The sequence below is a fragment of the Streptomyces spinoverrucosus genome, from assembly GCF_006539505.1.
GTDB classification, from domain to species: domain Bacteria; phylum Actinomycetota; class Actinomycetes; order Streptomycetales; family Streptomycetaceae; genus Streptomyces; species Streptomyces spinoverrucosus.
Genome location: NZ_BJND01000019.1, coordinates 57,027 through 79,761 on the forward strand (window position 1 = coordinate 57,027; position 22,735 = coordinate 79,761).

General features: G+C 72.2%; 18 protein-coding genes and 1 pseudogene. 8 read left to right on the forward strand and 11 right to left on the reverse strand.

Translation table 11 applies throughout. From position 1 onward, the window contains the following. Positions 1–128: 128 nt before the first annotated feature. Positions 129–1,271, reverse strand: a complete 1,143-nt coding sequence (locus tag SSP24_RS13590) for a WD40/YVTN/BNR-like repeat-containing protein (RefSeq protein WP_141309771.1) — start codon at positions 1,269–1,271, stop codon at positions 129–131. A gap of 144 nt (positions 1,272–1,415) precedes the next feature. Between SSP24_RS13590 and SSP24_RS13595 the strand changes: the two genes are divergently transcribed. Beyond that, positions 1,416–2,003: an Rv1733c family protein gene (locus SSP24_RS13595; protein ID WP_141309772.1), complete on the forward strand. Its 588-nt coding sequence runs from the start codon at positions 1,416–1,418 to the stop codon at positions 2,001–2,003. Between the two features lie 158 nt (positions 2,004–2,161). Here the strand turns inward: SSP24_RS13595 and SSP24_RS13600 are convergent, their stop codons facing one another. After that, positions 2,162–3,850: an acyl-CoA dehydrogenase family protein gene (locus tag SSP24_RS13600; protein WP_141309773.1), complete on the reverse strand. Its 1,689-nt coding sequence runs from the start codon at positions 3,848–3,850 to the stop codon at positions 2,162–2,164. A 76-nt stretch (positions 3,851–3,926) separates the two neighbouring features. On the opposite strand from SSP24_RS13600, the gene SSP24_RS13605 reads away from it, so the two are divergent. After that, a complete protein-coding gene (locus tag SSP24_RS13605) occupies positions 3,927–4,673 on the forward strand; it encodes a PaaX family transcriptional regulator C-terminal domain-containing protein (protein WP_141309774.1) in 747 nt (248 codons plus the stop codon). Between the two features lie 63 nt (positions 4,674–4,736). Here SSP24_RS13605 and SSP24_RS13610 read toward each other — a convergent pair whose 3' ends face one another. Together SSP24_RS13610 and SSP24_RS13615 are read right to left on the reverse strand one after the other, a co-directional pair. After that, entirely contained in the window at positions 4,737–5,525 is a 789-nt protein-coding gene (locus tag SSP24_RS13610; RefSeq protein WP_141309775.1) for a pectate lyase, read from the reverse strand. Positions 5,526–5,557: 32 nt separating this feature from the next. Further along, positions 5,558–5,746: pseudogene (locus tag SSP24_RS13615) on the reverse strand (pectate lyase family protein); the annotation flags it as partial. A 437-nt stretch (positions 5,747–6,183) separates the two neighbouring features. Between SSP24_RS13615 and SSP24_RS13620 the strand changes: the two are divergent. The 3 genes from SSP24_RS13620 to SSP24_RS13630 all read left to right on the forward strand — a co-directional run bounded on the left by SSP24_RS13620 (position 6,184) and on the right by SSP24_RS13630 (position 12,515). Continuing rightward, positions 6,184–7,500 carry an extracellular catalytic domain type 1 short-chain-length polyhydroxyalkanoate depolymerase gene (locus tag SSP24_RS13620; RefSeq protein ID WP_373306717.1) on the forward strand — a complete coding sequence of 439 codons (1,317 nt, stop codon included), beginning with the start codon at positions 6,184–6,186 and terminating at the stop codon, positions 7,498–7,500. Positions 7,501–7,676: 176 nt separating this feature from the next. Continuing rightward, positions 7,677–8,162, forward strand: a complete 486-nt coding sequence (locus tag SSP24_RS44035) for a hypothetical protein (protein ID WP_229865344.1) — start codon at positions 7,677–7,679, stop codon at positions 8,160–8,162. Between the two features lie 60 nt (positions 8,163–8,222). Beyond that, positions 8,223–12,515, forward strand: a complete 4,293-nt coding sequence (locus tag SSP24_RS13630) for a cation-translocating P-type ATPase (protein ID WP_141309776.1) — start codon at positions 8,223–8,225, stop codon at positions 12,513–12,515. Between the two features lie 528 nt (positions 12,516–13,043). On the opposite strand, the gene SSP24_RS13635 is transcribed toward SSP24_RS13630, so the two are convergent. Further along, positions 13,044–14,123, reverse strand: a complete 1,080-nt coding sequence (locus tag SSP24_RS13635) for an NADH:flavin oxidoreductase/NADH oxidase (RefSeq protein WP_141309777.1) — start codon at positions 14,121–14,123, stop codon at positions 13,044–13,046. 121 nt (positions 14,124–14,244) lie between these two features. Between SSP24_RS13635 and SSP24_RS13640 the strand changes: the two genes are divergently transcribed. After that, positions 14,245–14,607, forward strand: a complete 363-nt coding sequence (locus SSP24_RS13640; RefSeq protein WP_141309778.1) for an ArsR/SmtB family transcription factor — start codon at positions 14,245–14,247, stop codon at positions 14,605–14,607. On the opposite strand, the gene SSP24_RS13645 is transcribed toward SSP24_RS13640, so the two are convergent. Beyond that, entirely contained in the window at positions 14,524–15,915 is a 1,392-nt protein-coding gene (locus tag SSP24_RS13645) for a nucleobase:cation symporter-2 family protein (RefSeq protein ID WP_141309779.1), read from the reverse strand. The genes SSP24_RS13640 and SSP24_RS13645 overlap by 84 nt on opposite strands. A gap of 127 nt (positions 15,916–16,042) precedes the next feature. Then, complete coding sequence (locus SSP24_RS13650) at positions 16,043–17,386, reverse strand: FAD-dependent oxidoreductase (RefSeq protein WP_141309780.1); 1,344 nt, start codon at positions 17,384–17,386, stop codon at positions 16,043–16,045. Between the two features lie 222 nt (positions 17,387–17,608). On the opposite strand from SSP24_RS13650, the gene SSP24_RS13655 reads away from it, so the two are divergent. Beyond that, a complete protein-coding gene (locus SSP24_RS13655) occupies positions 17,609–18,130 on the forward strand; it encodes a DUF6214 family protein (RefSeq protein ID WP_141309781.1) in 522 nt (173 codons plus the stop codon). Between the two features lie 40 nt (positions 18,131–18,170). Here SSP24_RS13655 and SSP24_RS13660 read toward each other — a convergent pair whose 3' ends face one another. Further along, positions 18,171–18,785: a DUF305 domain-containing protein gene (locus tag SSP24_RS13660; RefSeq protein WP_373306718.1), complete on the reverse strand. Its 615-nt coding sequence runs from the start codon at positions 18,783–18,785 to the stop codon at positions 18,171–18,173. 129 nt (positions 18,786–18,914) lie between these two features. Between SSP24_RS13660 and SSP24_RS13665 the strand changes: the two genes are divergently transcribed. After that, on the forward strand, positions 18,915–20,429 hold the full coding sequence (locus tag SSP24_RS13665; protein WP_141309783.1) for an LVIVD repeat-containing protein: 1,515 nt from the start codon (positions 18,915–18,917) through the stop codon (positions 20,427–20,429). Here the strand turns inward: SSP24_RS13665 and SSP24_RS13670 are convergent. The 3 genes from SSP24_RS13670 to SSP24_RS13680 form a co-directional block, all read right to left on the reverse strand. Continuing rightward, positions 20,405–21,082: a TetR/AcrR family transcriptional regulator gene (locus SSP24_RS13670; protein ID WP_141309784.1), complete on the reverse strand. Its 678-nt coding sequence runs from the start codon at positions 21,080–21,082 to the stop codon at positions 20,405–20,407. The genes SSP24_RS13665 and SSP24_RS13670 overlap by 25 nt on opposite strands. A gap of 186 nt (positions 21,083–21,268) precedes the next feature. Continuing rightward, the gene (locus tag SSP24_RS13675; RefSeq protein ID WP_141309785.1) at positions 21,269–21,958 is read right to left on the reverse strand and encodes an HAD family hydrolase; all 690 of its coding nucleotides are present in this window, start codon (positions 21,956–21,958) and stop codon (positions 21,269–21,271) included. Positions 21,959–21,987: 29 nt separating this feature from the next. Next, positions 21,988–22,659: a phosphatase PAP2 family protein gene (locus SSP24_RS13680; RefSeq protein WP_141309786.1), complete on the reverse strand. Its 672-nt coding sequence runs from the start codon at positions 22,657–22,659 to the stop codon at positions 21,988–21,990. Between the last annotated feature and the right edge of the window lie 76 nt (positions 22,660–22,735).

The window sequence follows — 22,735 nt, forward strand, 5'->3', positions numbered from 1 at the left end:
TTTCATGCAAGGGTCGGTGGTGCCACGGGCGTCACCCTACTGCCGTAAAGGCAGCGGGGATCAACCAGTGGCCAAGGCAGGACGACCGCAAGCCCGATCGTAAGCCCGACCGCATGCCCCCGTTCACCTCATCCGACCACCGCCGCCCGCACGCACAGCACGTCCGGCAGGTGCCACGCCAACTGCCGCCAGCTGTCGCCGTCGTCGGCCGACACGTACACCTCGCCGTTGCGGTTGCCGAAGTACACGCCCGCCGGGTCCGCGTCGTCCGTGCACAGCGCGTCGCGCAACACCGTGCCGTAGTGGTCCTCCTGAGGCAGCCCCGCCGTCAGCGGCTCCCACGACTTGCCCGCGTCCGCCGTCCGGAACACCCGGCAGCGCCGCTCGGCGGGCACGCGGTCGGAGTCCGCGTTGATGGGGAAGACGTACGCCGTCTCCGCGCGGCGCGGATGGGTCGCGGCGGCGAATCCGAACGTGGAGGGCAGGCCCTCACCGATGTCGGTCCAGTTCGCGCCCGCGTCGTCGCTGCGGTACACACCCCAGTGGTTCTGCAGATACAGCCGGTCCGGCGTCGCCGCGTCCTGCGCGATCTTGTGCACGCACTGGCCGAACTCCGGGTTGGGGTCCGGCAGGAACACCGCGGAGACGCCGGAGTTGGACGGGGTCCAGGCCGCGCCGCCGTCGGTCGTGCGGAACACACCGGCCGTCGACACCGCGACCGTCACCGCCTGCGGGTCACGCTTGTCGGTGATCACGGTGTGCAGGCCCTCTCCACCGCCGCCCGGCTGCCACTGCGAGCGCGTGGGGTGCTCCCACAGCGGACGGACCAGCTCGAACGTCTCCCCTCTGTCCTCCGAGCGGTACAGCGCGGCCGGTTCCGTGCCCGCGTAGACCACGTCCGGCTCCGCGGCCGCCGGGTGCAACTGCCACACCCGCTCCAGGGAAGCGCCCGTGTCCTTGGGGAACTTCACGGCCGGCCGAGCCGGTTCGGTCCATGTGCGGCCCAGGTCGTCGGAGTGGAACACCGACGGCCCCCAGTGCGCGCTGTCGCCCCCGGCCAGCAGCCGCGGGGTGGCGCCGCGGGTGTCGATGGCGACCGAGTACACGGCCTGTGCGTTGAAGTAGGGGCTTTCGTCGAACTCCCAGGCGCCACCGCGCCGGCGCCCGATGAACAGGCCTTTGCGTGTACCAACGGCGAGCAGTACTTCAGTCATGCCGATCACCTCCGCGACGTCCTTGTCCCAGACATCGGCCAGTCTGCACCCCACCACTGACAGTCACCCCATCAAGCGGCTTCACCGCAGGTCAGCGCGGTGTCGTCGGCCAGACGCGGAACGCCGTGAGCATCGACGCGCCGTCCGCCGTATGGAAGGGCGGTCGGGGATGATCCTGTGCTCACGAGGAGGAAGCCTTCAATGGCGTTACGTGGTCCGAAGGTGTGGCTGTGGCGCTGGCGGCGCAACCCGCTCAAGCGCCGCTCCGACAGGGTGGAGTGCTGGGTTCTGCTCGGCGCCTGGGTGCTCACCGCGCTGGTCGGGGTGCTCGCCGGTCTGACGGTGAGCCGGGCCGTTGAAGGGGAGCTGGCCCGGGAGCGCGTCGAGTGGCGCCGGGTCGAGGCACGGCTGACCGAGCCGGTGCCCGGATCGTCCCCCACGAGGTCCGGCGCGGCGAACACCGAGCGGGTGTGGGCCGAGGTGCGCTGGTCCGCACCGGACGGCTCCGACCGCACCGGCCAGGCCCGGGTCCGGCCCGGCAGCCCCGCCGGCACGCCGGTCACCGTCTGGACGGACCGGCGGGGCCGCCTGGTGACCGAGCCCACCACCCCGTCCGAGGCCCGCGTACGAGCCAACCTGATCGGCACCCTCGCGGGTGTCGACGCGGCCGCCGTACCCCTCGTCGGCGAACGTCTCTTGCGCGGCCGGCTGGAACGCCGGCGCCTGGCCCAGTGGGACGCCGACTGGGCCCGGTTCGACGCGCTGCGGCGGCGTCGGCAGACGGGCTGAGCGGCGTCAAAGGGGGCCGAGTGCGTCAGACGGGCTGAGCGGCCTCAGACGAGCCGAGTGGCGTCAGACCGGCTGAGTGGCGTCAGACGGGCCGAGTGGCGTCAGACGGGCTGAGCGGCGTCAGACGGCCCGAGCGGCCTCAGAGGTGCCGAGCGGCGTCAGACGGCCCGAGCGGCGGGCGCGCCCGACGGATCGGACACGGGCAGCGCCCTGTCCAGGATCGCGTCCAGGTCGGCCCCGTCGGGCAACGTCCCGAAGGCGTACCCCCAGTCGCCCCCCAGCCGCGTCGCGCAGAACGCGTCGGCGACCGCGGGCGGGGCGTGCCGGACCAGCAGCGACCCCTGCAGCGTGAGCGCCATCAGCTCCACCAGCCGCCGGGCACCCGACGGCGAGCCCTCCGCCAGCCTGCCCTTGAGCCGTTTCACGGCCGCGTCCAGCCGGGCGTCCGCCCCCTGTGCCAGGGCCAGTTCGGCGAACAGCGCCTCCGCCGTGCCCGGCTCGCGGCTCAACGCCCGCAGCACGTCCAGGGCATTGACGTTTCCTGAGCCCTCCCAGATGGACAGCAGAGGCGCCTCGCGGTAGTGGCGGGGCATGCCCGAGTCCTCCACGTAGCCATTGCCGCCGAGGCACTCCAGGGCCTCCGCGGTGAAGGCCGGGCCCCGCTTGGTGACCCAGTACTTGCCCACGGCGGTGGCGATCCGGCGGAACGCCGCCTCGCCCGTGTCCCCGCGCACCGCCCGGTCGGCCGCCCCCGCCAGCCGCAGGGTGAGCGTGGTGGCGGCCTCCGACTCCAGCGCCAGATCGGCCAGAACGTTGCGCATCAGCGGCTGGTCCACCAGCCGCGCCCCGAACGCGCTGCGGTACCGCGCGTGATGCCCCGCCTCGACCAGCGTCTTGCGCATGAGCGTCGCCGAGGCCATCACACAGTCCAGCCGGGTGCAGTTGACCATCTCGATGATCGTCTTGACGCCCTGCCCCTCGGGGCCGACCAGCCAGGCGACGGTCCCGTCGAACTCCGGCTCGGAAGAGGCGTTCGAACGGTTGCCGAGCTTGTCCTTCAGACGCTGGATGCGGAAGGCGTTGCGGCTGCCGTCGGGCAGCACACGCGGCACCAGGAAGCAGGACAGCCCATCGGGAGCCTGAGCCAGCACCAGGAACACGTCACACATGGGCGCCGACGTGAACCACTTGTGCCCGCTCAGGGTGTACACGCCGGGCTCGGCGGTGGGCGTGGCGGTCGTGGTGTTCGTACGGACGTCCGAGCCGCCCTGCTTCTCGGTCATTCCCATGCCGGCCAGCAGACCGCTCTTCTGTGCCGGAACACCGAGATCCGGGTCGTACGCGCGGCTGGTCAGCAGCGGTTCGTAGACCTTCGCGAGGTCCGGCTGGCGGCGCAGCGCGGGGACGGCGGCGTACGTCATCGATGTCGGGCAGCCGTGTCCGGCCTCGGTGTGTCCCCACACCAACCCGCCCGCCGTACGCGCCACATGGGCCCCCGGCCGGTCGTCCGCCCAGGGCGCGCCCGCCAGGCCCTCGGCGACCGCGACCCGCATCAGGTGGTGCCAGCTCGGGTGGAAGTCGACCTCGTCGACCCGGTTGCCGTACCGGTCGTGGGTGCGCAGCACCGGCTCGTGCCGGTTGGCCAGCTCGCCCCACTCCTGCGCCTCCGCACTGCCGGCCCGCAGGCCGAGCCGCCGGACGCCCTCCTCGGCCCACCCGGCACCCTCGCGCCGCAACCCCTCAAGCAGGGCCCGGTCGTCGGACGCGTCGTACGGGGCCAGGGGAGGGGGCTGGTTGAAGACGGCATGGGTGGCGCCGCCGGAAGCACCTTCGTGTGTCGAGACCATGCGGCGAGTGTTGCGCTGTCACTACGACCGCAGCAATCGTGCAACACGAAATTTCGGCCCCGTACAGTACGTGCCCATGCGCATCGACGAGACCATGCAGACCGGCGAGGCCGCACTGCGCCCGCTGTCGGCCCGGTCCGTCGTGCTGAGCCTGCTGCTCGGCGCCCACCCGCCCGAGCTGTCGGTGCGGGACCTCGCCCGTGCCGTGGAGCCCTTCGGCGTCGGCGGCTCCACCCTGCGGGCCGCGCTCAGCCGGATGACGGCCGCCGGGGATCTGCTGCGCACGGACACCGGTTACCGGATCGGTGAGCGGCTGCTGGAGCGCCGGCGCCGGCAGGACGACGCCCTGCACCCCCGCACGCGCGCGTGGGACGGCGACTGGGAGATGGCCGTGATCACCGCGACCGGTCGCGGGCCCGCCGAACGCGCCGACCTGCGCACCCGGCTGACCGCCCTACGGCTCGCCGAGCTCCGCGAGGGCGTCTGGCTCCGCCCCGCCAACCTGCGCCGTTCCCTGCCGGACGACCTGACAGCCGTACTCCAGGCCTTCACGGCCCGGCCCGCCCGATCCGCACGCGACCTGGCGGCGGCGCTGTGGCCGCTCGACACCTGGACCGCCACGGCCCGCGCGCTGCTCGACCACATCGCGCGCGTGGAGAGCCCCGCCGGCCGTCTGACGGCTTACGCGGCCGTCGTACGCCATCTGCTCGCCGACCCCGTGTTGCCCCCCGAACTCCTGCCCGCCGACTGGCCGGGGGCCGCGCTGCGCACCGCGTACGCCGACTACCAGCGGGAGTTGACGCGAGCGGTGCGCCGGGCATGAGGCGGCGGCCGTACGAAGCGCCGCCGGAGACGCTTCGTACGGCCGCCTGCCCGTGGGGGGGGGCTAGCGATAGGTGATGTCCGAGCTGCTGTACAGGCAGTTCGTGCTGTCGGGGCCCGTCCCGACAGCGGTGTTGTTGTTGTACTTCTGGCAGGGGATGACCTTTCGGCTCGCGTCGTTGCGGATCGTGATGTTCCGCAGGGTCGCCACATCGTTGCGGTTGGTGTTGATGCCGACGATCCGCGCGGTGGTGCCCGTGCCGGTCACCTCGATGGTGTTGAGGTTCACCTTGCGGGTGTACTGCGTGGAGCAGTCGCCGCAGGAGCGGTACAGGGTCTTGAACTCCTGCACGGCGAAGTTCGAGATGTTCAGCGTGCCGCCGCCGTTGTGCTGGAAGACCTTGTCCGCGGCCTTCTTCGCACCGCCGCCGATCACGTGGTACGTCGCGCTGCTGTTGCCCCGGAAGGTGGCGGCGTCCTCGCCGACGTCCTCCCACCAGACGTTCTGCAGCGTGCAGCTGCCCTCGCAGTGGATGCCGTCGGCGGCCGGGGCACCGAGGATGACGTTCTTCAGCACCGCGCCGTTGGCGAGCCGGAGGATCGGGTCCTGCCCCTCGTCCTGGCCGTCACCGCCCAGTTCGCCCGTGCCGTACAGCCGCTTCATCCCGTAGTCCTTGGTGCCGGAGATCGGGATGGTGGAGGAGACCGCCTGGCTGCCGTTCGGGGTCGGCCACGTAGCGGCGCTCGCCGACTGCGCGCCAGTAGTCATGATCATGCCAACCGACAGCCCGAGGGTGGCCAGCGCGCCGGTCAGTGCGCGCCTGCGAGCGCGCGGTCGTGTTGCAGAAGACATGTCCCGGTTCCTTCTCTGGTGTTGTGGGGGTGTCAGAGCTTTCCGGCGCCCGCGCCGACCGTCACCGAGGCGACGACCGACGAGGCGGGTTCCGCCGAGTAGCCGTACGGCGGGGTGGTGAAGGTGCCGACCCGCGAGACCTCGGTCGCGGCTCCACCGAAGTCGTTGCCGCGCAGGTTGGCGAATCCGTCGACGTCACTGCTGCGGTTCGTGGTGACCGCGAAGGCGTCGTTGTCGCCCGTGTTGCCGGACGCCGCTGACTTGAAGGCGGTGAGGGTCGAGACGGCGGAACTTTGCGCGTGTGTACGTGGGGGGCCTGTACGCATGCGGGTGCGTCCCTTCAGAGGCCTGGTCGGACGGATATGTGAATATCGTGCGCCATGTTGAACACGCTGCGCTGACAGAGTGCCGCTTTCGCCCTGATGAGGCGTCAGCCGGTCAGCCTGTTGGACGGAACGTAGGGGGCAAGCGCTTTCTAGTCAACGGTTTGCGCAGAAGACATTCGGCCACCCCTGGCGCGCCTGAAGAGCGGCCGGATGTGGCATGTGGGAGCGCTTCCATGGCGGCCGTGTGCATGTCACTGCCCGGTGCTCCCTCAGCGCTGCTCCGTCGATACGGCGTTCGATGACCTGCCGACGCATCCCGAAGGGACGACCACGTGCCCGCCACCACCACCGGCAACGCCACCCGCAGACCACCGCGTTCGCTGCTCGTCGCGCTCTGCGGAACGCTCCTGCTGCTGCTCGCCGTTCTGCTCCTCGCACCCCCGCAGGCCTCCGCGCGCCCCGCCGCCCCCACTGCGGCGCTCACCGAGGTCACCGACTTCGGCAGCAACCCCAGCAACCTGCGGATGTACCTGTACGTCCCCGACAGCGTCACGCCCGACCCGGCGGTCCTGGTCGCCGTCCACTACTGCACGGGTTCCGGTCCGGCGATGTACTCCGGTACGGAGTACGCCTCGCTGGCCGACCGCTACGGCTTCATCGTCGTCTACCCGTCGGTGACCCGGGCCAGCAAGTGCTTCGACGTGTCCTCGCCGCAGGCGCTGCGCCGTGACGGCGGCAGCGATCCGGTCGGCATCAAGTCGATGGTCGACTGGGTGACGACGGCCTACGACGCCGATCCGAGCCGGGTCTACGTCACCGGCATCTCGTCCGGCGCGATGATGACCAACGTCCTGCTGGGTGTCTACCCGGACGTGTTCGCGGCCGGCGCCGCGTTCGCCGGTGTCCCCTTCGGCTGCTTCGCCACCACCGACGGATCCGAGTGGAACAGCGCCTGCGCGGGCGGCACCGTGTCCCGCACTCCCCAGGAGTGGGGCGACCTGGTCCGGGGCGCGTACCCCGGCTACACCGGGCGCAGGCCTCGGATGCAGCTGTGGCACGGCACCGAGGACGACGTGCTGCGGTACCCGAACTTCGCCGAGGAGATCAAGCAGTGGACCGATGTGCACGGCGTGAGCCGGACCCCGGCGGCCACCGACTCGCCCGCCACCGGCTGGACCCGCACCCGCTACGGCGGCACCGGTGAGCGCGCCCCTGTCGAGGCCATCAGTCTCCAGGGCGTCGGTCACAACCTCTACGCCTGGGGCATGGGCTCCCGCGTGCTCACCTTCTTCGGCCTGGACGCCGGCGGTCCCGCTCCCCAGCCTCAGCCGGGCGCCTGCCGGGTGACGGCGACGACCAACGCCTGGAACACCGGCCTCACGGCCTCGGTGACGATCAACAACACCGGTACGACGGCGATCGACGGCTGGCGACTGGGCTTCACCCTGCCCACCGGCCAGGCGATCATCAACGGCTGGGGCGCCACGTACACCCCGGGAACCGGAACGGCGACGGCGGCAAACGCCGCGTACAACGGCACGATCGCGCCGAACGGCAGCGTCAGCATCGGCTACCAGGCGAGCCATACCGGGGCCGACGGGCCGCCGACCTCCTTCACGCTCAACGGGACCGCCTGCACGACCGGTTGACCCCCGGCATGGCACCGTGGCCGAAGAATCCGCGAGCTTCCACGCCCGGCTTCCCGAGGTTGCCGTAAGGTCCCATGCCCCCGTTTGCCCTAGTTTCCGTCATTCGCGTGGGTGACACCTCGTATCAAGGGAACCCGGCGGGGTGAAACATGGATCTGCCAGGGAGCGTGAGAGTCATGGCACGGCAGAAGACCTCGCCCGAGCTCCCGGCACCGCTGCGCGCACCCGTGACGGCGCTGCGCAGGATGCCCGGGGCCGGGATGGTGACCAAGGCGGCCGGTGGTGCGCTGGACGCGGTCGGCACCGTGTCGCCGCGCGGCCGTCGCGTGGCGGTGTACACCGGGGCCGGGATCCTCGGCGTCGCGGGCGTGGTGGAGTGGCCTGTCGCCCTCACGGTGGCGGGCGTGGCCTGGCTGACCCAGCCGAAGCCCAAGCACGAGGGCAACGGGGCAGCCACCACGACAGACGGCGGCAAGACGGCGGCGGCCAAGTCGTCCACGGCCGGGCGTACGACGTCCAGCCGCGGGAAGTCGGCGACCGCGAGCCGGCGTACGACGTCCACGAGCAGGCGTACGACGTCCAGCGCTGGGAAGTCGGGAGCAGCCGGCGGGCGGAGCACGACCAGCAGCAGCCGGCGCAAGGCGACCACCAGCGGCGGATGAGGACAGGCGGGCCGGAGGCCGGCCACCCGACCCGCCGGACATACGAGCAAAGGGCGTGACATGGGGCTTTGGTTGCTGACGGGCTCATCGGCGGCCGTCTCCGACATCGTCATGGCCGGGCCGCGCCTGCTGGTGCGCGGCACCGCGCCCGCGGTGGGAGCGGCCGCCGGTGCTGTGGCCGGAACCGCGCGTGCCGGGGTGCGCGGCGCGGAGGCCATGGTGCGGGTGTCGCGGGTGGCACGTGGGGCGCTGCCCGGAGGGGGGCGCCACTGGCGGGCCGGCCGCCGGGTGCATCTCGCGCTGCGGGCCGCCACCGAGCCGGAGCGGGCGGACCAGGCCGAACGGGCCGGCGCCACCGCGCGGGCGGCGCGACGGATGGCCGAGGCCCTCGCCGAGCACCCGGACGTGGCCTACGCCTACTGGGACGGCGGCCTGGCCCGGCTGGTGGTCGCCGCGACCGAGACGGCTCTGACCGACCGGGTGCTGGAACGGGCGAACGAACTCGCCGACCGGCACGGACTGACGCCCGCCGACGACGCGGTCGAGGAGTTCGCGCACCCCGGCGACCCGGCCGCGGTGCGGACCGTGTCCGCAGCGATCGTGGCCGACGCCGCGGGCATCGTCGCCGCGGTCACCGGATCCATGATGCGGCTGCCGCCCTCGCCCCGGTTCGTGACCGCGGGTGTGACCCTGCTGCGCGAGAACCCCCGCTTCCGCGGCTGGCTGCGCTCCCGCTTCGGCGCCTCCCGCACGGACCTGATCCTGGCGGTCGCCAACGCGGCCGCGCACGGCGCCGGGCAGACCCCGACGTCCCTGGTGCTCGACGGCGCCCTGCGGTCCCTCCAACTCGCGGAGGCGGTGGCGCGCGCGGCCGCGTTCGACTCGGTGCACGACCAGGTGTGCCGGCCCGGACGGGACGACGTGGCGGCACACCGCTTCCCACGCCCGCCGCTGCGCACCGCACCGGCCCAGGCGTACGCCGTCCACGCCGAGACCGGCAGCGTGGTGGGCGCCGCCGTGACGCTGCTGGTCAAGCACAGCGGCGCCGAGGCGGCCGAAGCGGTCCTCGCGGGCTCGCCGAAGGCCGCCCGCTACGGCCCCGCCGCCTTCCACGCGGTGCTCGGCTGCGCGCTGGCCCGCACCGGGGTGCTGGTGCGCAACATGGACCGGCTGCGCCAACTGGAGACGGCCCGCACGGTCTTCCTGCATCCGAGCGCCCTGCACAGCGCGGACGGCAGCGCCGACCCGTGGGCCGAGGCCGTCCTGGACGCGGCGCGGCGCGCTGGGCTGCGGGTCGTGGTGGTGGCCGATCCGGCGCTGGGCGAGTTCACCGCCCTCGCGGACCACATCGTCCCCGCCGACCGGGCGCCCCACGAGGTGGTGGACCGGCTGCGGGGCCGCGGCGGCGTCATCACGGTGGCCAGGCCGTCCTCCTCGGACGACACCGGCGTGCTGTCCGGGCTGCTCGCCGGGGACGTGGCCGTCGCGCTCGCAGACGGGGACGCGGCCGTCGCCTGGGGCGCCGACCTGGTCGCGCCGGGCGGACTGGCCGACGTGTGGCGGCTGCTCAGGGCGGTGCCCGTGGCCCGCAGGGTCGGCCGGCGCTCGCAGGTCCTGGCCCGGTCCGGCGCCGCGCTGTCCGGGCTGCTGGTCGCCGTCGGCGAGGCGAAGGGCGGCGCCCGGATGCCGCTCATCGGCCTGCGGCACGCGCCCGTCGACATCGGCGCCACCCTCGCCCTGCTGGGCGGGGCGCGCTCGGCGGTCGGCGTGGCGGCGGCCCGTGCGCCGCACCCCAGGCCGCGGGTCCCATGGCACGCCCTGAAGGTGAGCGACGTACAAAAGAGGCTGGCACGCCGGGCGGAGGAACCGGCGACGGCCGTCGCCGCGGCCACCGGCCGGGTCCGCAAGGCGGCGGGCACCGTTGTACGTGCCCCGGGTATGGAGCCGGTCCGCTGGACGCTCCAGCTCGGCCGGGCGGTGCGCGGCGAACTGGACGATCCGCTCACGCCCGTGCTGGCGGTCGGCTCGGCCGCGTCGGCGATCCTCGGCTCCGTGGTGGACGCCCTGCTGGTCGTCGGCGCCCTCGATCTGAACGCGCTGGTCGGCGGTGTGCAGCGGCTGCGCGCCGAACGGGCGCTGTCCGGGCTGGTCGCCGAGCAGAAACAGAAGGCCCGCGTCACCAACGGCGACGCGATGGGCGCACGGACCGTGGACGCGACCCGGCTCCACCCCGGCGACGTGATCGAGCTGAAGGCCGACGACGTGGTACCGGCCGACGCGCGCCTGCTGTGGGAGGACGGCCTGGAGGTCGACGAGTCGGCGCTGACCGGCGAGTCCCTGCCCGTGGACAAGCAGACGGAGCCCACGCCGCAGGCGGCTGTCGCCGACCGCCGCTGCATGGTGTTCGAGGGCACGACCGTCGTCGCAGGACAGGCGCGGGCCGTGGTGGTGGAGACCGGCGAGCGCACCGAGGCGGCCCGGGCCGTGCACCTCGCCGCCCGCAAGCCCCCGGCCGCGGGCGTCCAGGCGCGGCTGCAGGAACTCACCGGCAAGGCACTGCCGTTGACCATGGCGGGCGGGGCCGCGGTGACCGGCCTGTCGCTGCTGCGCGGCGCGCCGATCCGGGAGGCCGTCAGCGGTGGCGTGGCGGTGGCGGTGGCAGCCGTTCCGGAGGGGCTGCCGCTGGTGGCCACGGTCGCGCAACTGGCGGCTGCGCGCCGGCTCAGCCACCGGGGCGTCCTGGTGCGGGCGCCGCGCACGCTGGAGGCGCTCGGCCGGATGGACACGGTCTGCTTCGACAAGACCGGCACCCTCACCGAGAACAAGCTGCGCCTGGTCCGCGTGACCCACGCCGACGGAACGGCCCGTACGCCGCAGGAGGCCGCGGACACCGAGACCATGCTGGTCGCGGTACGGGCCTGTCCGCAGCCGGAGGAGGGCCCCGACAAGCCGGTGCACGCCACCGACGAGGCGGTCCTGACCGCGGCCGGGCGGGACCCCGCGTGGGTGCAGACCGAGGGCCGGCCGTTCGAGGCGGGCCGCGGCTACGCCGGTGCCGTGGGCCATGCGGGCGACGGCAAGCGGGTGTTGGTGGTCAAGGGCGCGCCGGAGACCGTGCTGCCGGCCTGCCGTGACGTCCCCGACGACGCTTACGACCAGGCCCACGACCTGGCCCGGGACGGACTGCGCGTGCTCGCTGTGGCCCAACGGCCGCTGGCCGACGGGGAGAAGGACGCCGAGGTCTGCGAAGAGCCGCCGAAGGGGCTGGAGTTCACCGGGCTGCTCGCGCTGGCCGACGTACCGCGCGAGTCGTCGACCGCGCTCGTGCGCGGGTTGCGCGAGGCGGGGGTACGACCGGTCATGCTGACCGGCGACCACCCGCAGACCGCTCGTGCGATCGCCGTCCAGCTGGGCTGGCCGGAGGACACCGACGTGGTCACCGGCGACGAACTGGCCGCCGCCGACCGCTCCGAACGCGCGCGGATGCTGCACGACGTGGGTGTCGTCGCCCGGGTCGCGCCGGAGCAGAAGCTCCAGGTCATCGAGGCGCTGATGGATTCCGGCCGGGTGGTCGGCATGGTCGGTGACGGCGCCAACGACGCGGCCGCCATCCGCGCCGCCGACATCGGTGTGGGCATCAGCGCCCGTGGTTCGGCGGCCGCCCGCAACGCCGCCGACCTGGTGCTCACCAACGGCGACATGACGGTCCTCGTCGAGGCGGTCTCCGAGGGCCGCGCCCTGTGGCACAGCGTCGCCGACGCCGTCGCCATCCTGATCGGCGGCAACGCGGGCGAGGTCGGCTTCGGGATCGTCGGCAGCCTGCTCGGTGGGACCGCGCCGCTGTCGACCCGTCAGATGCTGCTGGTGAACCTGTTCACGGACCTGTTCCCGGCGATGGCGGTGGCGGTCACACCGCAGAAGGACGTGCGCGAGGAGGCCAGCGCGGGCAGTGGGCCGCTGGGTACGACGCTGCTCGGCACGCCGCTGATGCGGCAGATCCGGCACCGGGCGCTGACCACATGCCTCGGTGCGGTCGCGGCCTGGCTGATCGGCCGCTTCACGCCCGGGTCGGCGCGCCGCACCACCACGATGGCCCTGTGCGCCGTGGTCGGCACCCAGCTCGCCCAGACCCTCGCCGACCGCCGCGAAAGCCCCTTGGTCCGCGTCACGGTCCTCGGGTCCGCCGTGGCGTTGGTCGCCCTCGTCGAAACCCCGGGCGTCAGCCAGGCCCTCGGCTGCATCCCCCTCGGCCCGATCGCCTGGGGCGGCGTCCTGGCAGCCATCGCCCTGGCGGTGACGGGCCAGCGGGCGCTGCCGCACATTGAGCGGGCGGTTGTGCGGCTGGGGCAGTAGGGGGCGCGCTGCGGGTCTCGGGGGCGCTTGTGGGCGCACTGGTAGGTGACGGGCGCGGGGAGGCGGCGCCGGCTCGGCGCGCGGGGTGGCCGTGCGTGGTACGGCCGACCGGGCTAGGTGCCTCGCAGTTGGGGTGGCTGGGCTTCCGGCCGCTCACTGCATCGCGCTGACAGGGCGGTGGGCGCGCGTGGTGCGGCCGAACGGGCCAGGGGCTTCTCGCAGTCGGGGGCGGCCCAGCTCCGGCCGCTCACCGCCTTGCGCTGACAGGGTGGCGGGCGGGCGTGGCGCGGTTGCGGGCTGGGCCTCCTGGCAGTTGGGCGGCTGAGCTTCCGGCCGCCCACCGCCGCACCGCAGTTGGAGTGGCTGAGCTTCCGGCCGCCCACCGCCTCACCGCAGTTGGAGTGGCTGAGCCTCCAGCCTCCGGCCGCCCACCACCTCTCACCGGCAGCGCGGCCGCGTGCGTGACGCAGTCGAACGCGCCGGGCCTTCCCGTAGTCGGGGCGGCCCAGCTCGGCCGCCCCACCCGCCTCACACCGACCGGTGATACTGGTCCGGCACCCGCACCTCGCCCCCCAGCTCCCGCGCCGCGTGCCGTGCCCACGACGGGTTGCGCAGGAGTTCGCGGCCCAGCAGGACCGCGTCCGCCTCGCCGTTGGTGATGATCTTCTCCGCCTGCTCGGCCTCGGTGATCATGCCGACCGCGGCGACCGGGAGCGAGGTCTCGGCCTTCACGCGGGCCGCGAACGGGACCTGGTAGCCGGGGCCCGTCGGGATGCGGACGCCGGAGGCGTTGCCGCCGGTGGAGACGTCCAGGAGGTCCACGCCGTGGGCCTGGAGTTCCCGGGCGAAGCGGACGGTGTCGTCCCCGGTCCAGCCGCCCTCCTCCAGCCACTCCGTCGCCGAGATGCGGAAGAACAGCGGCTTGTCGTCCGGCCATACCTCCCGTACGGCGTCGACGACTTCGAGGGCGAACCGGGTCCGGTTCTCGTACGAGCCGCCGTACGCGTCGGTGCGATGGTTGGAGTGCGGCGAGAGGAACTCGTTGATCAGGTAGCCGTGCGCGCCATGGATCTCCACGATCTCGAAACCGGCCGCCAGCGCCCGCCGCGCCGCGTCCACGAACTGACCGACGACCTCCTGGATCTGCGCGACCGTCAGCTCACTCGGCACCGGATGCCGCTCGTCGAACGCCACCGCACTGGGCGCCACCGGCTGCCACCCGTACGCCTCCGGGCCGACCGGCGCCCCGCCCTTCCACGGCTGGCCGGTCGACGCCTTGCGCCCGGCGTGCGCGAGCTGGATCGCCGGCACCGTCCCCTGCGAGACGAGGAACCGCGTGATCCGGCGGAACGCCTCGACCTGCGTGTCGTTCCAGATGCCGAGGTCCTGCGGCGAGATCCGCCCCTCGGGGCTCACCCCCGTCGCCTCCACGATGATCAACCCCGTACCGCCGGCCGCGCGGGCGGCGTAGTGAGCGAAGTGCCAGTCGCCCGGCACACCGGTATCGGGCCCCGTCGGCGCGGCCGAGTACTGGCACATGGGCGGCATCCACACCCGGTTGGGGATCGTCACATCGCGCAGGATGTAGGGCTCGAAGAGCGCACTCACGGCGGACTCCATTCGTCACGGGACCGGTGGTCGACTCGTACGATAGACCTCGTAGTACGGTGGATGTCAAACTACGAGTGTTCTCGTACAATGGAGGTTCCCGGACGAAGTGGAGCACGTCGTGACGGCCGCCGCCCCCACCACCAGCAGCCGAGCCCTGCCACACCCGGCGCGCGAGGACATCCGGCTGGAGGGCGTGCTGCACGCGCTCTCCGACCCGATGCGGCTGCGCATCGTGCGCGAGCTCGCCGCCGGCGCAGACGAGCTCTCCTGTTCGCATTTCGACCTGCCGGTCACCAAGTCCACGACCACGCACCACTTCCGGGTGCTGCGGGAGAGCGGCGTGATCCGGCAGGTCTACCGTGGCACGGCCAAGATGAACGGCCTGCGCCGCGACGACCTAGACGCTCTCTTCCCGGGACTTCTCGACAGCCTGCTCGCCGCCGCCGACAGGCAGGCCGCCCGACTCGGCGTCGCCGGCTGAACCGCCCTTCGCGGGAAGGTGGTTGAAGAGCAGGTTGAGTACGATCGCGGTCAGGCAGCCCGCGCTGATCCCGCTGTGCATGACGGTCTGGAACCAGTCCGGGAACCGGTCGTAGATCGTCGGCACCCCGACCGGCAGCACACCCACCGCCACCGACACGGCCACCACTGTGAGGTTGTGGTTGCCCTTGAAGTCGACCTCGGCCAGCGTCCGCAGGCCGCTCGCCGCGACCGTCCCGAACATCACCAGCCCCGCGCCGCCCAGCACCGGCGCCGGAATCGCCGCCACCACCGCACCCAGCTTGGGCAGCAGCCCGAGCAGCACCAGCATGCCGCCCGCCGCCGCGACGACCCAGCGACTGCGCACCCGGGTCATGCCGACCAGGCCCACATTCTGCGCGTACGCCGTGTACGGGAAGGTGTTGAAGACCCCGCCGAGCACGGTCGACAGCCCGTCGGCGCGCAGTCCGTCCGCCAGTGAGCGCGGCTCGACCTTGCGCCCGGTCATCTCGCCGACGGCGATGAAGTCACCGGTCGTCTCGGTCATGCACACCAAGGCCACCACCAGCATCGACACGATCGCCGAGACCTCGAACGTCGGCGCACCGAAATGGAACGGCGTGCTGATCCCCACCCAGTCGGCATCCTTGACGCCACCGAAGTCCGTGAAGCCGAACGGCACCGCCACCGCCAGCCCCACCGCGATCCCGATCAGCACCGCGATCCGGCTCAGGAACACCGGCGCGAACCGCTGCACACCCAGCACCATCACCAGCACGAAGGCGGCCAGCGCCAGGTTCTTGGGCGCCCCGAAATCCGCGGAACCCGCGCCACCGGCCGCCCAGTTGCCCGCGACCGGCAGCAACGAGACACCGATGATCAGGATCACCGTGCCGGTGACCAGCGGCGGAAAGAAGCGCAGCAGCCGCCCGAACACGGGCGCCAGCAGCACGATCGCCAGGCCCGCGACGATCACCGAGCCGTAGATCGCGGGCAGTCCGCCGCCCGTCGTCCCGATCAGCACCATCGGCGACACCGCCGCGAACGTACAGCCCTGCATGATCGGCAGCCGCACGCCGAACCGCCAGAAACCGACGCACTGGATGAGCGTGGCTATCCCGCACACCAGCAGATCCGCGGTAATGAGATACGCCAGGTCCGCGGGCGGCAGCTTCATCGCACCGCCCACGATCAGCGGCACGGCCACCGCGCCCGCGTACATCGCGAGCACATGCTGCAACCCGAAAGCGGCCAATTGCCGAACGGGCGGGACCTCGTCGACGGGATGGACGGGCGCGGTCGATGCCATGGGCACTCCAGAGCGGCGGGTGGGCGGAAACATCCGAACAGCCCCAGACCGTATGCGCCTTGAACAGTTTGTTGATTTCCGGTGTGTTGCCGCCGTGTGTCCCGGCCACCTGCCGGGCACGGCTCTGCTACGACACCGTCCCGCGCGCCGCCGCCAGCAGCGACTCCCAGTCCGGCAACTTGACCACACCGCGCCCGAGCGAGGCCCCGAGCTCCGCCTCCGCCCGCTCGATGGCCCGCCACCCCGACCACTCGACCGGCTCGACCCCCTCGGCCCGCAGTGCGACGAGCGGATCGTCCGGGACGTCCTTGCCTACGAGGACGGCGGCGTCCTCCAGCAGCGACAGCACCGTCTCCTTGGCGCACGGGCGGTTGGTGCCGATGACGCCGGTCGGGCCGCGCTTGATCCAGCCCGCCACGTACTCGCCCGGCGCGACGACGCCGCCGCGCAGCACGCGCCCGGCCAGATGCGGCACCGTGCCGGTCGCCGGATCGAAGGGCAGTCCCTCCAGCGGCACTCCGCGATAGCCCACCGATCGCAGCACCAGCTGGGCCTCGATGTCCTCGTACCGGCCCGTCCCCGTCACCCCGCCCCGCCCGTCCGGCAGCGTCCGCTCGAACCGCACCGCGCCGACCCGCCCGCCGTCCGCCAGCAGCTCCACCGGGCGCAGGAAGAACCGCAGCCGGATCCGGCGCGGCAGGCCCTTCGACGGCTCCGTGGCCCAGCCGCGCAGCACCTCCACGTTGCGGCGCTGCACGGCCGGCAGCGCGGACGGGTCGACGTACGCCGGATCCAGCGCCAACTCGTCCGGATCCACACCCACTTCGGCGTCCGGCAGACCGCCCAGCTCACGCAGCTCCTTGGTGGTGAACCGGGCCTGCGAGGGGCCACGCCGCCCCACCATGTGGATGGCGTTCACCCGGCTCGCCGTCAGCGCGGTCAGCGCCGCCTGCGGCATGTCGGTGGGGCTCAGCTCGGCCGCGCCGCGGGCCAGGATCCGGGTGACGTCCACGGCGACGTTCCCCACGCCGATGACCACGGCCGACCGCGCGCCGAGCACGAAACCGTCCGCCACGGCGTCCGGATGGGCGCTGTACCAGGACACGAACTCGGTCGCCGAGAAACTGCCCGGCAGGTCCTCGCCGGGGATCCCCAGATGCCGGTCGGTGGCGGCGCCCACGCAGTACACGACCGCGTGGTACAGCTCCCGCAGCCGGGCGGCCGGTACGCCGCCGGTGCCGACCTGCACGCTGCCGAGGAACCGCACCCGCTCGTGCTCCAGCACCGTCCGCAGGTTGTTCTGCAGCGACTTGATCTTCTCGTGGTCGGGCGCCACGCCGTACCGCACCAGCCCGTAGGGGCAGGGCAGCCGGTCCAGGACGTCGACCAGCACGGCGGGGTCCTGCTGGACGAGGGTCTGGGCGGAGTAGACCCCGCTCGGTCCGGAGCCGACGACGGCGACACGCAGCACGGCGGAACTCCTTCGTCCCGTGGGTCACCGGGGATCGTCCGGTGCATCACAGGAGGTCGCTGATGGCTCCAGCATTGCACCGCCGTGGCTCCGCTGACAGGGTGCCGGGCGGAGAACGGGACGCGTGTCCCACCGAATGGAGTGTGATCATGCGGTTACGTTCCGTGTGTGCTCGAAGCATCCTTTCTTAATCTTTCTGATCGCCGTCCCGAGGACGGTGCGGTGTCCGTGTGGCCCGCGTGGAAGGTGCGGGACGGTGACGGGGTGACGGCGTGGTTCCAGGCGCGGCTGGCCTTCGCCGACGGGGCCACGGTCGACGCGCTCGCCGTCGTGGCGGCCGGATGTGTGCGCATCGAGGACGTTCAGGCGCGGCCGGCGCTGTCACTGGCCGATCTGACGGTGCTGGCGGAGTGGCTCCAGGGGCCGCTGTTCGAGGCGTGCGGGGTGGTGGGGGAGTCCTGCGGGGAGAAGGAGCCGGACGGGACTTGTGAGCCATATGTCTGGAGCTGTGAACCGAGCGACGAACCGGCCGACGGCCCCCGTCGTGCCCGGCCCGCCTGGCCCCGGGGCATCGAGGGGCGGCGGCTGATCGCGCAGGCGTACCGCGCCGCCCAGGCGGAGGGCGCCGACCCGGTCCTCGCGGTGATGTGCGCGACCGGGCACAGCCGCCGCCGCTCGCTACGGCTGATCGCACAGGCCCGCGACGCCGGCTTCCTGACCCCACGTCACGCACGCAGGTCCTGACCGCGCGTCACACACGCCGCCGACCGGGCCGTCTCGTCGCTCACAGCATGTCGCGCATCCGCGTGATCTCGCTGGTCTGCTGGGCCACCACATCGTCGGCCATCTCCTCGATCCGGACATTGTTGCCCTGCGCCTTCACCTCGGTGGCCATCGTGATCGCGCCCTCGTGGTGAGTGATCATCAGCGTGAGGAAGAGCTGGTCGAACGCCCTTCCCTCTGCCGACCGCAGCTTGCTCAACTGCGCCTCGGTCGCCATGCCCGGCATCCCGGCATGGTCGTGACCGCCGGTCTCCTCGGCCTTCCCGTGCTCCTTCAGCCAGCTGCGCATCGTCTCGATCTCCGGCCGCTGCGCGGCCTCGATGCGTTCGGCCAGCTTCCTCACCTGCGACGACTCGGCGCGGTCCGGGACGAGTTCGGTCATCTCCAGCGCCTGTTCGTGATGCTCGATCATCATCCGGGCGTAGTCGACGTCGGCGGAGTTGGGGGAGTCGTCGTCGGCGCGCTGCTTGGCGGCGTCCTCGGCGGACAGGGTCCGGTTGGCCTCGCCGGGCCCGCCGGGCACGATCACCGATGGGCCGCTGGTCCCGTCCGGCTCGGGGGCCGCGCCGGAGTCGCAGGCCGCCAGCCCGAGGACGGCCAACACGGTCAGCGACACCGTGATGCGGGCCCCTCGGGCGAAAAACTGCGTGACATATCGGTTTCCCTCTGTTGATCTGTGCATGGCGACGACGATACTGCGGGGGTCCGTGAACCGTTCCAGGCGAACGGAAGAAGGGAATACGCAGTGATCCTGTCGAACGATCCCCGAACTCGGCTCAGACGTCTCGGTGTTGCCACCGCCGCAGCCGGACTGCTGGCCGCGCTGCTGACGGCCCACCCCGCGAGCGCGATCCCCGACCCGGGGGACAGCCCGCCGGCCGAGAAGGAGGTCTCCCGCAGCACCCAGGCCGAGGTGCGCGAGGCGCTGGAATCCGGGGACATACCCGCCCAGGACGAGATCGTCCACTCCGCCAACGTCCAGCACGTCAGCAACATCCCCAAGGACGTACTGCCCGGCACCAACTCGGACCTGGCGTTCCAGGGCCGATACGCCTTCGCCGGCAACTACGACGGCTTCCGCATCTTCGACATCAGCAACCCGAGGGCGCCCAGGACGGTCGCCCAAGTGCTGTGTCCCGGCTCGCAGAACGACATCTCCGTCTCCGGCGACCTGCTGTTCCTGTCCACCGACTCCTCGCGCAGCGACAGCAGTTGCAACAGCACCTCGCAGCCGGTGACCGAGAAGTCCTCCTGGGAGGGCATGAAGGTCTTCGACATCAGCGACAAGCGAAACCCGAGGTACGTGGCCGCCGTCGAGACCGCCTGCGGCTCGCACACCCACACGCTGGTGCCCGAGCGCCGCAGCGTCTACGTCTACGTCTCCTCGTACTCGCCCAACGCCGCCTACCCCGACTGCCAGCCGCCGCACGACGGCATCTCGGTCATCAAGGTGCCGCGCCACGCCCCCGAGAAGGCGGCGGTCGTCGGCTTCCCGGTGCTCTTCCCGGGCGAGGGCCCCGACGGCGGCGGCAACCCGGGTGGGCCCACCAACCCGGGTGTCTCCAAGACCACCGGCTGCCACGACATCACCGTGCTGCCCTCGAAGGACCTCGCGGCGGGCGCCTGCATGGGTGACGGCATCCTGTTCTCCATCAAGGACCCCGAGCGCCCGAAGGTCATCGACCGGGTGCAGGACAACGTCAACTTCGCGTTCTGGCACTCGGCGACCTTCAACCAGAAGGCCAACAAGGTCGTCTTCACCGACGAGTTGGGCGGCGGCGTCGGCGCCACCTGCAACGCCGCGATCGGCCCGAACCGCGGCGCGGACGGCATCTACGACATCGTCGGCAAGGGAGACAAGCGCAAGCTCGTCTTCCGCAGCTACTACAAGATCCCCCGGCACCAGGCGGACACCGAGAACTGCGTCGCCCACAACGGCTCGCTGATCCCGGTCAGGGGCAGGGACATCATGGTCCAGGCCTGGTATCAGGGCGGCGTCTCGGTCTGGGACTTCACCGACTCCGCCCGCCCGAAGGAGATCGCCTACTTCGAGCGCGGCCCGCTGAGCACCGACACGCTCACGGTCGGCGGCTCCTGGTCGGCGTACTACTACAACGGCTACATCTACTCGAACGACATGGCGAAGGGCTTCGACGTCCTGAAGCTCAACGACCGGCGCACGGATCCCGCACGGTGGGTCAAGCTGCGTGAGCTGAATGTGCAGACGCAGCCGGACTACGTCGGCTTCGACGACGACTGATCATCCCCGGTCGCGAAGAAGCGGGACACATCCGTGTCGCACGTCCCGCCGGGCGCCTCGGTGTCCGGCGGGACCCCCAGCTCCCAGTCGAGCCGGTAGCGCCGGAACAGCTCGGCGCGCAGGGGAGTGATCGGCATTCCCACGTTCGGCAGCACCATCGCGTAGACCGCGCCCATGAGCAGCGCGCGCAGCATCGGATAGTCGGTCGTGGTGTCGGACGAGCCGTGCCGGGCGACGGTGTCCCGCAGTAGTTCCGCCAGCCGCTGCTGCTCCGGGCACTGCACAAATCCCTCGGTGTCGAGCAGCCCCGCCATGTGCTGGCGCATCAGCACGGTCCGGTCCCGGGCGAGCCCCAGGATCGCGTCGATGGCCCGCGCCATCCGCTCCCGGCCGTCCTCGGTGCGCGGCTCCCGCTCCAGCGCCTCCTCCAGCGTGCGGTGCATCAGCCGGTGCACGGCGGACTGCACCAGCTGGCGCTTGCCCGGGAAGTAGTACGACACCAGTCCGCGCGCCGATCCGGCCCGGTCCGCGATGTCCCCGAGCGTCGTCGCGTCGTACCCCCGCTCGCTCACCAGCTCGACCGCCGCCTGCAGAAGCCGCTCCCGGGAACGCCGCCGCAACTCTTCATTGACCGAGGCGCTACGGGGGGTCATGCTGTAACTCCTGCGTTGACTGGCTGCCAGCCAACTATACTCAGCGCGTCCGGACCGGCCCATGAGCGGCCGGTGCCGGTGGTGCCGTCCTGCCCCGGGCGACGCGGGGGATCGTCCGGGGTGGGCGGTGGTCTTGCGGGATCGGCACACGGCTGGGCCGGGATCAGTGCACCGGCCGAGCCGGGATCAGCGGATCAGGTCCAGCACGGGGCGCAGTCCGTCCGGCCGCCGGTCGGCCGGCAGATGGTCCACGAAGTGCACCGCGCAGCCCAGCGCCGTCGCGCCGCCGTCGGCACGCCGGTCGTCGCCCACCATCAGCACCTCCCGCGGGTCGGCGCCGAGATCGGCGCAGGCGGCCGCGAACAGTCGTGGGTCGGGCTTGCGGATGCCGTGCTCGTACGACAGGGCGTACGTGTCCACGTACTGGTCGAGCCCGTGCGCGCGGAATACCGGGCGCAGGTCCCAGCCGATGTTGCTGACCACGCCGATGCCGACCCCGCGCTCGCGCAGCGCGCCCAGCACCTCGGCGGCGTCCGGGTAGGGCGCCCACGCGTCCGGCGACATGTGGCGCTCGTAGAGGGCGTCGTGCAACCCGGGGTCGGGCAGCGGAACCTGGCGGGAGAGGCCGGTGTACGCGGCCCGGTGCTCCTCGGGGGTCTGGTCGCGGACCTCCCACACCTCGGCGAGTTCGGCGGGGATGTGCTGCGGGAACGCCCCGCCGGGCAGCGCGCCCGCGGCCTCCAGTGCCTGTGCCGTCTTGGTGAACTCGGGTTCGGTCAGTGCGGCTTCGGCCGCGGCGAGCACGGCACGCAGCCAGGCCTCGGTGGACTCGACGCGGAAGAGGGTTCCGGAGAAGTCGAACAGCACGGCGGTCATGCGGTGATCCTATGGGCGTGGCCCTCCGGTCAGGGGTGCCAACGCTTGTGGGCCATCACCGCCAGGGCCACCACCATCGCCCCGAGCAGCCAGCCGGCGAACACGTCCGTCGGCCAGTGCACGCCGAGCCACACCCGGGTCAGGCCGACGCCGGCCACCGAGACCACGGCCACGGCGAGGGCCGTACGGATGAGGCCGCGGCCGGCGCCGTAGTGGTGCAGGAGCCACAGCAGCAGGCCAAGGACCACCGTTGCGGTCATGGCGTGGCCGGACGGGAAGGCCGCGTAGTGGGCCGAGTCGACGGGGTCGGGCCAGTCGGGCCGTTCGCGGCCGACCGCGGCCTTCGTGGTCTGCTGCACACCGGTGCTCACCGCAACGGTGACCACCAGCCACACCGCCGTCCACCGCGCCGAGCGCCGCCACACCAGCCACAGCACGACACCCGCGCACAGGATGCGCATCGTCTGCGGGTCCCAGACCCAGTCCGTGAGGATCCGGCACACCTGCGTGAGCCCGGACTCCTCGACCGCCCAGCGGTGGGTGGTCCGGGAGACCTCGCGGTCGAGGACGAGCACCGGACCCCATTCGGCGGCGACCAGAACGAGGAGCAGCAGCGAGATCGACGCCAGCGCGATCCCGGCACGAAGAGGCGTGCGATGGTCGGACGTACGGGGCGGGGACTCGACGGTTGGGGTGTGCATGGTGAGATCTTTGCCGATTCTTGGGGCAGCATGCCAATGACCGAGGCTGCTGGGGTGCAGGAAGGCTTGATATGAG

Bases quoted from the DNA above. Each gene is read 5' to 3' on its own strand.
- SSP24_RS13595 (WP_141309772.1), top strand. From the start codon at position 1,416: ATGGCGTTACGTGGTCCGAAGGTGTGGCTGTGGCGCTGGCGGCGCAAC.
- SSP24_RS13600 (WP_141309773.1), bottom strand. From the start codon at position 3,850: ATGGTCTCGACACACGAAGGTGCTTCCGGCGGCGCCACCCATGCCGTC.
- SSP24_RS13605 (WP_141309774.1), top strand. From the start codon at position 3,927: ATGCGCATCGACGAGACCATGCAGACCGGCGAGGCCGCACTGCGCCCG.
- SSP24_RS13610 (WP_141309775.1), bottom strand. From the start codon at position 5,525: ATGTCTTCTGCAACACGACCGCGCGCTCGCAGGCGCGCACTGACCGGC.
- SSP24_RS44035 (WP_229865344.1), top strand. From the start codon at position 7,677: ATGGCACGGCAGAAGACCTCGCCCGAGCTCCCGGCACCGCTGCGCGCA.
- SSP24_RS13630 (WP_141309776.1), top strand. From the start codon at position 8,223: ATGGGGCTTTGGTTGCTGACGGGCTCATCGGCGGCCGTCTCCGACATC.
- SSP24_RS13645 (WP_141309779.1), bottom strand. From the start codon at position 15,915: ATGGCATCGACCGCGCCCGTCCATCCCGTCGACGAGGTCCCGCCCGTT.
- SSP24_RS13670 (WP_141309784.1), bottom strand. From the start codon at position 21,082: ATGACCCCCCGTAGCGCCTCGGTCAATGAAGAGTTGCGGCGGCGTTCC.
- SSP24_RS13675 (WP_141309785.1), bottom strand. From the start codon at position 21,958: ATGACCGCCGTGCTGTTCGACTTCTCCGGAACCCTCTTCCGCGTCGAG.
- SSP24_RS13680 (WP_141309786.1), bottom strand. From the start codon at position 22,659: ATGCACACCCCAACCGTCGAGTCCCCGCCCCGTACGTCCGACCATCGC.